Genomic DNA, 7,202 nt, shown 5'->3' with positions numbered 1-7,202 from the left:
CGCACCGATCGGCGCAGACGGCCAGCCGCGGTGGATGGATTTCGGATCACGACGTGTGCTCCTCGGGTCGACAGCAGCGACCGGACGACCGCCGAGGAACTACCCTAGCTCGCGGCGAGTCGGGTGCCCGAAACGTCGATCCAATACCGGCGGACGAGAGGCTGCCCCGCCTGCGGTGCCTCGATCACGTCTTCGAGCTCGCCACCGGCTCCCTCGATGGTGCGGATGGACCCGACGTTGTCGTCGTCACAGGTGAGCATGACCCGTTCGTAGCCCTCCGCCTTCGCCTGGCGGAGCACCTGCCGCATCGCCTCGCGAACGATCCCTTCGCGGCGACGGGAAGGGATCACCGAATAACCGATGTGGCCGCCGAAGCGACGCAGGTAGTCGTTGAGCTCTCGGCGGAAGGAGAGGAAGCCGACCACCTGATCGCCCTCGGTGATCCAGTAGTAGTCGCAGGGCACGTGCCCCTCCGGGAGCACCGCGCCAGGTGTGGCGTAGAGCTCTGCACGCTCGACGAACGCCTCGAAAGCGGCCCGGTCCGGCACGAAGCCCTTCTCGAGACCGCCCCCGTCGACGTGTCCACCCTCGAACTCGGCCACTGCGGCGGCCCAGGAGTCGAAGAGGTCGATGTTCGGTCGAGAGAGTGCGATCGTCATCGCCCGATGACACCAGAAAGGGGCGGCATCCGCAAACCGACGGACACGGCCCCTCCCCTGGTTCGATTACTCGGTGCGCGCGGATGCGGGCACTGCCGGCTCCGTCTTGTCGTAACGACCGAGGAACAGCGAGGCGATGAGCGCGACCGCCATGACGCACGCCGGCAGCAGGATCGCCTGCGACATTCCCGCAGCGAACCCGTCCGCCACCTGCGGCGGCAGTGCACCCCCGGTGGAGATGCCCGCCGGTGCGTCAGCGAGCCCCGGAAGGTTCGCTTCGAGACGGGACTGCATGAACGCGGCGATGGAGGCCGACCCGATCACCGATCCGATGGTCCTGGTGGTGTTGTAGATGCCGGCACCTGCACCCGCCTGGCGCGGGGGCAGCTTGCGCGTCGCGGTGGTGGCGAGCGGCCCCCACATGCCGGCGTTGCCGATACCCATCAGCGCAGAGGGCAGCAGGAACATCCAGATCGGGGTGTCCATGTTGATCAGAGCGGAGTACCAGATCAGTGCGGCGGCGACGCAGAGCAGCCCGGGGATGAGGATGATGCGCGGGTCCACGCGGTCGAGAATCTTGCCCGCGACCGGAGCGAGCACTCCCGACAGCACCGCCATCGGGATGAGGAGCAGCGCCGCCTCCGTCGGGGTGAGCCCCCGCGCGGTCTGCAGGAAGAACATCATCGGCAGCGACATGCTCGTCACCGTGAAGCCCACGGCGGCGATGGCCACGTTCGCTCCGGAGAAGTTGCGGTCGCGGAACAGTTCGAGCGGAACAAGAGGTTCACTGCGTGTCTTCGCCTGCTGGAAGATGAACAACCCGAGCACGACGAGTCCGGCGATGATCAGGCTCCACACCGAGATCGGGCCCCAGATCACGCCCCAGTCGAATTTCTCGCCTTCCTGGAGTCCGAACACGATGAGGAACAGCGCCACGGCGCTGAGCACCACACCCACGATGTCGAAGCGGTGCGGGTGCGTGGCCAGCTTCGGGACCAGGCGCCAAGCGAGCACGAAGGCGACGATGCCGACCGGGATGTTCACGAAGAAGATCCACTCCCAGCCGAAGCCGTCCACGAGCAGACCACCCACGAGCGGACCGACGAGCGTGGCGACACCGGCGGTCGCACCCCACAGCCCCATCGCCGCGCCTCGACGTTCGGGCGGGAAGGTGCGGGTGATCACGGCCATGGTCTGCGGGGTCATGAAAGCGGCGCCGAGACCCTGCACGGCACGTGCGGCGATGAGCATCTCGAGCGAATCGGACAGCCCGCACCACAGCGAGGCGAGGGTGAACACCGCGAGGCCGATGAGGTAGATGTTCTTCGGGCCGAAGCGGTCACCCAGGCGCCCGGTGATCAACAGCGGCACCGCATACGCGAGCAGGTAGGCGCTCGTGACCCACACGACGTTGTCGAGGTTGTTCGTGTCGGGGTCGAGGGCGGCCTTGATCGCCGGGTTCGCGACCGAGACGATCGTGGTGTCGACCAGGATCATGAAGAACCCGATGACCAGCGCCCAGAGGGCGGGCCAGGGGCTCGCGGGCTTGTGCCCGACCGAGTAGGTACCGGTCGACGGACCGGAGGTGGAGGGCGCGGAGACCGGCGGGCGGTCTCCGTCGCGAGGGATATCTGTCATTGCTGTGCAGCCTTTCGCTGAGCGCGGTAGCGGTCTGAGTTCTGGAATGCCGTGGGACCCCACGGCAGGACACGGGCTTCGAGACGATCGAGGAGGGAGTCGAGCCAGCGGAGCTCGGCCGCCAGCAGAGCTTCCTGACGCTCGATCTCGACCAGCACCTGCTCGGGCACGTGCTTCTCCCTCGCGTTGCCGAGCCCGTCGCGGTGGCGAGCGTGATCCTCGACGAGCGCGACGCGCCTCGCGCGCAGGAGGTCCATGACCTCCGGGCGTTCGAGGTTGTGCGCCTCGGCGAGCGCGATGCGGAAGTCGGCCGGGTGATCGATGCGGGGCAGCTCACGCTGCACCCACGTCACGACGGCCTCACGTCCGGTCTCCGTCAAGGAGTAGGTCGTCCGCTCGGGCCGATTTCCCTCGCGGTCGATGCCGAGTTCGTCGATCAGGCCGGCGCGGTGCAGCCGGGACACCGTGTGGTACAGCGTCCCGTTGGTGATCGTGAGCAGTCGATCATCATGGCGCGCCCGCATGAGACGCACCATCTCATAGGGGTGCATGTCGCCTTCGCGCAGCAGCGCGAGCACCATCACCCCCATGGGAGTGAGCCGGTCGACCGCATCCTTCTTCATGTCCCACCTCAAATAGTCCATGTGGACTATACGCCTGTTTCCGCCCCTTGAACAGACGGGGTCGAACTTCTCACCGAGACCCATGCTCTCCGTCGAGACCCATGCTCTCCGTCGAGACCCACGCCCCCCGGCGTGTGCGGGGATGGGTGTCGACGCGGAGCATGGGTCGCGAAGGAGCGCGGGTGAGAGCATCGCGAGGGAACCGGGATAATGGGCGGGTGAGCACACCTTCAGAAGGCACGGCACAGAGCATTCCCGGCTGGCGGCACATCTACTCGGGCAAGGTCCGCGACCTGTACGCCTCCGAGGATCCGGCGGATACGCGCATCCTCGTCGTCGCCTCCGACCGGGTGAGCGCCTTCGACTTCGTCCTCTCCCCCGGTATCACCGACAAGGGCGCCCTGCTGACGCGACTGAGCCGCTGGTGGTTCGCGCAGCTCTCCGACTTCCCCAACCACATCGCCGAGGGCGAGCTGCCAGAGGCCGTGGCGGATCGCGCGATGCTCGCCCAGTCGCTCGAGATGCTGCCGATCGAGTGCGTCGTACGCGGTTACATCACCGGTTCCGGATGGGCGGAGTATCGGGAGAGCGGGACGGTGTGCGGCATCCCGCTGCCGGCCGGCCTGCAGAACGGCGACCGACTGCCCGAACCTCTCTTCACTCCGGCATACAAGGCCCCGATGGGCGAACACGATGAGAACATCACGTTCGAGCGCTCGGTCGAGCTCGTCGGCCCCGAGCGCGCGGTCGAGCTGCGCGACACCTCCCTTGCCATCTACACGGCTGCGTCCGCCATCGCCGAGGAGAAGGGTCTGATCCTCGCCGACACCAAGTTCGAGTTCGGCACGGACGCCGACGGCACGCTGCGCCTGGCCGACGAGGTGCTCACGAGCGATTCGTCCCGCTACTGGGATGCCGAGGCCTGGCGCACCGGCACGACACCGAGCGCGCGGATGGCGAGCTTCGACAAGCAGATCGTGCGCGACTGGCTCGCCGCCAACTGGGACCAGGAGGGCGAGCCACCCCTGCTCCCGGACGACGTGGTCGAGCGCACCGCCGACCGCTACCGCGAGCTGATCGAGCGCCTCGGCGCCTGACGCTTCAGGCCTGACAACTCAGGTCAGCTCCACCCGGCGCACGTCTGTGTGGATGAAGTCGTCACCCTTGAAGAGCAGAGGCTCGTCGCGGCTGATCGCGAGAGCATAAGAGAAGCAGTCGCCGTAGTTCAGCTGAGCCGCGCTCCCGGAACCGCGTCCGAATCTGACGAACGCCCTGGCCGCCAGACGCGCCTGGGCCTCGTCGAGCGGAACGACGGTCGCACCCGTCGCTTCCAGAAGCTCGTCCAGCGCGAGCACCTTCGCCTCGCCTCCCTTGCCGCGGAGCACGATCATGCACTCCGTGAGCGTGGCCGCGGACAGTGAGAAGGGACCCTCCTCCAACAGTTCGCTCATCTCGGCAGCTTCGGGCTCAGCCATCAAGACAGCCACGAGGGCCGAGGAATCGACGATCAACGCGGCATACCCGTCTCGTCGTAGAGCTCGTCCATGATCTCCTCGGTCGTGCGTCCGGTGGAGGGAATCTGCTGCGCCCGGCGGATCACCGCACGGATACGGCGACGGCGCTCCTCTTCTTCGCCCGAGCGTTGCTCCTCCAACTCGGCGAGGCGCCGCCGAACGGCATCTTCCACCGCACTGGTCTGGCTCTGCCCGGTGAGCGCCGCGAGCCGGCGCACCAGCTCATGCGTCGTCTCGTTCTTGATGTTCAGGCTCATGTCTACCATTCTACCTCGCCGTCTACCATGGTAGAAGACGTTCAGTGAAAACTCAGGAATCGGTAGTGTTGCTCCGGCACTCCTGCCATCCCCCGAACCTGAGGAGCCCGCATGGCCCTGTGGAAGCTGCACGGAAACGGCCGCACGGTCGAGCCCGGCGCCGTCGTCCGTCCCGACGAGCGCCTGAACTGGCCCGCGACGATCGCGATCGGACTCCAGCATGTCGTGGCGATGTTCGGGGCCACGTTCCTGGTGCCGATCATCACCGGGTTCCCGGTCGCCACCACGCTTCTCTTCAGCGGTGTGGGAACGATCCTGTTCCTGCTGGTCACACGCAACAAGCTGCCCAGCTACCTCGGTTCGTCGTTCGCCTTCATCGCGCCCGTGACCGCCGCCACCGCCTCCGCGAACATGGGCACGGCCCTGGCCGGGATCGTCGCGGTCGGCGTACTGCTGGCGATCATCGGGGTCGTGGTGCACACGGTCGGGGTGAAGTGGGTCGACCGCTTCCTGCCGCCGGTCCTCGCCGGCACGATCGTCGCCCTCATCGGGTTCAACCTCGCCGGTGCCGCGCACAACAACTACGCGGCAGCGCCCGTGACGGCGACGTTCACGCTCGCCATCACCATCCTCTTCGCCGTCGTCTTCCGCGGATTCCTGGGCCGCATCTCGATCTTCCTCGGCGTGATCGCCGGCTACATCTTCGCGGCGTTCCGGGGAGAGCTCGACTTCTCGGCCGTCGAGAAGGCCGACTGGGTGGGCCTTCCCACCTTCCACTTCCCGAACTTCACCGAGCCCGGCACCCTCACCGCGCTCGCGATGTTCCTTCCCGTGGTCCTGGTCCTGATCGCCGAGAACGTCGGACACGTGCGCGGCGTCGCGACCATGACGGGTGACACGACCGTGAACCAGCAGACCGGCAAGGCCCTGATCGCAGACGGCGTCTCCACCACGCTCGCGGGATTCTTCGGCGGTTCGGGCACGACGACCTACGGCGAGAACATCGGCGTGATGGCATCCACCCGCGTCTACTCGACCGCCGCGTACTGGGTGGCCGGCGCGGCCGCGATCCTCCTCAGCCTCTCCCCCAAGTTCGGCGAGGTCATCAACTCGGTGCCCGCGGGAGTGCTCGGCGGCGTGACCACGGCGCTCTACGGCCTGATCGGCGTCATCGGCATCAAGATCTGGGTCGACAACCGGGTCGACTTCTCGCGCCCGGTCAATCAGTACACGGCAGCTGTCGCGCTGATCATGGCCGTCGGAGGCTTCATGATCAAGGACGAGGCATCCGGCTTCGAGTTGGGCGGCATCGTCATCGCCACCGTCGCTGCGATCCTGATCTACCACCTGGGCAACCTCATCGCCCGCCTGCGCAAGACAGGCGCCGACGACCCCAAGCCCTTGGAGGCCGTCGGCCCGCTCGGCGGCGATCCCGAGTAAGCCGGTCCCACAGACGACGATCCCGGATGCCCCTCCTGAGGCATCCGGGATCGCTGCGTTCGCCGTGGAGCGCTCAGCCGATGGCCCCGAGAACCTGATCCGCCGACACCATCTCCGCGACCTCAGCTCGGTAGGAAAGGGTCCCGGTCCGGTGCGCGGTCACCGTGGTCTCCATCTTCATGGCGTCGAGCACCGCGACGGGTTCGCCCTCCGTGACCTCGGCGCCGTCGTCGACGAGCCACCGCACGAGAGTGCCGGAAACCGGCGAGCGCAGCTCACTCGGATCGGTCGTGGGTGCTGCGGCCGCAGGGTCGACGGGACGACCGAGGCCCGACAACAATCCGGCGGGGATCCCGAGCATCACACGTCGACCGTCGATCTCGACCGGGAAGCGCTGCAGCACGTCTTCCGGCACCGCTGCAGGTCGCGACTGAGTCTCGAGCTTCGGCAGCAGCGCCTTCTCGATCCACTGGGTGTGCACCGCGAAGGTCGCCGTGGCGAACGCCTGCTCGTCGAGCGCCATCACGTCGAACGGGATGACGGTGGCCGGTCCATCGACCGTGAGCTCCCGCAGCGCCCGCCGCGCGCGCACGATGGCGGCATCGCGGGAGTCGGCGTGCACGATCAGCTTGGCGATCATCGAGTCGAAGGCCGGCTGCACGACGTCGCCCTCTTCGATGCCGCTGTCCCAGCGCACGCCAGGGCCGCCGGGGATCCGCAGCCTCTCGACACGACCGGGGCTCGGCAGGAATCCGCGCCCGGGGTCTTCGGCATTGATGCGGAACTCGAACGCGTGCCCGGCCGGCGTGGGCGTCTCGACGAACGATGGGCCTTCCCCGAACGCGATGCGGAACTGCTCGCGCACCAGATCGACGCCGGTGACCTCTTCAGTGACCGGATGCTCCACTTGGAGCCGGGTGTTCACCTCGAGGAACGAGATGGTGCCGTCGGCGGCGAGCAGGAACTCCACGGTGCCCGCCCCGCGGTACTGCACCTCACCGCAGATCGAGCGCGCTGCATCGTGGAACCGCGCACGCTGCTCGACGGAGAGCCCGGGAGCAGGCGCCTCCT

8 protein-coding genes are annotated in these 7,202 nt (G+C 67.5%); 2 read left to right on the top strand and 6 right to left on the bottom strand.

Features of this window, described 5'->3' with window-relative positions; all coding sequences use genetic code 11:
* Nucleotides 1–104 precede the first annotated feature (104 nt).
* The 3 genes from DSP71_RS14930 to DSP71_RS14920 all read right to left on the bottom strand — a co-directional run bounded on the left by DSP71_RS14930 (nt 105) and on the right by DSP71_RS14920 (nt 2,941).
* Nucleotides 105–659 carry a GNAT family N-acetyltransferase gene (locus DSP71_RS14930; RefSeq protein WP_058631625.1) on the bottom strand — a complete coding sequence of 185 codons (555 nt, stop codon included), beginning with the start codon at nt 657–659 and terminating at the stop codon, nt 105–107.
* 66 nt (nt 660–725) lie between these two features.
* A complete protein-coding gene (locus DSP71_RS14925; RefSeq protein ID WP_113681477.1) occupies nt 726–2,297 on the bottom strand; it encodes an MFS transporter in 1,572 nt (523 codons plus the stop codon).
* On the bottom strand, nt 2,294–2,941 hold the full coding sequence (locus DSP71_RS14920; RefSeq protein ID WP_309472627.1) for a PadR family transcriptional regulator: 648 nt from the start codon (nt 2,939–2,941) through the stop codon (nt 2,294–2,296). The genes DSP71_RS14925 and DSP71_RS14920 overlap by 4 nt, the downstream gene beginning before the upstream one ends.
* A 197-nt stretch (nt 2,942–3,138) precedes the next feature.
* On the opposite strand from DSP71_RS14920, the gene DSP71_RS14915 reads away from it, so the two are divergent.
* A complete protein-coding gene (locus DSP71_RS14915; RefSeq protein ID WP_113681476.1) occupies nt 3,139–4,017 on the top strand; it encodes a phosphoribosylaminoimidazolesuccinocarboxamide synthase in 879 nt (292 codons plus the stop codon).
* A gap of 18 nt (nt 4,018–4,035) precedes the next feature.
* On the opposite strand, the gene DSP71_RS14910 is transcribed toward DSP71_RS14915, so the two are convergent.
* Nucleotides 4,036–4,431, bottom strand: a complete 396-nt coding sequence (locus DSP71_RS14910) for a type II toxin-antitoxin system VapC family toxin (RefSeq protein ID WP_113681475.1) — start codon at nt 4,429–4,431, stop codon at nt 4,036–4,038.
* Nucleotides 4,428–4,691, bottom strand: a complete 264-nt coding sequence (locus tag DSP71_RS22390; RefSeq protein ID WP_045262550.1) for a type II toxin-antitoxin system VapB family antitoxin — start codon at nt 4,689–4,691, stop codon at nt 4,428–4,430. The genes DSP71_RS14910 and DSP71_RS22390 overlap by 4 nt, the downstream gene beginning before the upstream one ends.
* Nucleotides 4,692–4,802: 111 nt before the next feature.
* On the opposite strand from DSP71_RS22390, the gene DSP71_RS14900 reads away from it, so the two are divergent.
* Nucleotides 4,803–6,131 carry a uracil-xanthine permease family protein gene (locus tag DSP71_RS14900; protein WP_113681474.1) on the top strand — a complete coding sequence of 443 codons (1,329 nt, stop codon included), beginning with the start codon at nt 4,803–4,805 and terminating at the stop codon, nt 6,129–6,131.
* Between the two features lie 73 nt (nt 6,132–6,204).
* Here DSP71_RS14900 and DSP71_RS14895 read toward each other — a convergent pair.
* The coding region (locus DSP71_RS14895; protein WP_258546478.1) for a biotin/lipoyl-containing protein at nt 6,205–7,202 on the bottom strand (998 nt) is incomplete at its 5' end.

It is taken from the genome of Microbacterium sp. H6, from assembly GCF_003314775.1.
GTDB classification, from domain to species: domain Bacteria; phylum Actinomycetota; class Actinomycetes; order Actinomycetales; family Microbacteriaceae; genus Microbacterium; species Microbacterium oxydans.
This window is presented reverse-complemented; position numbering and strand designations above follow the sequence as displayed.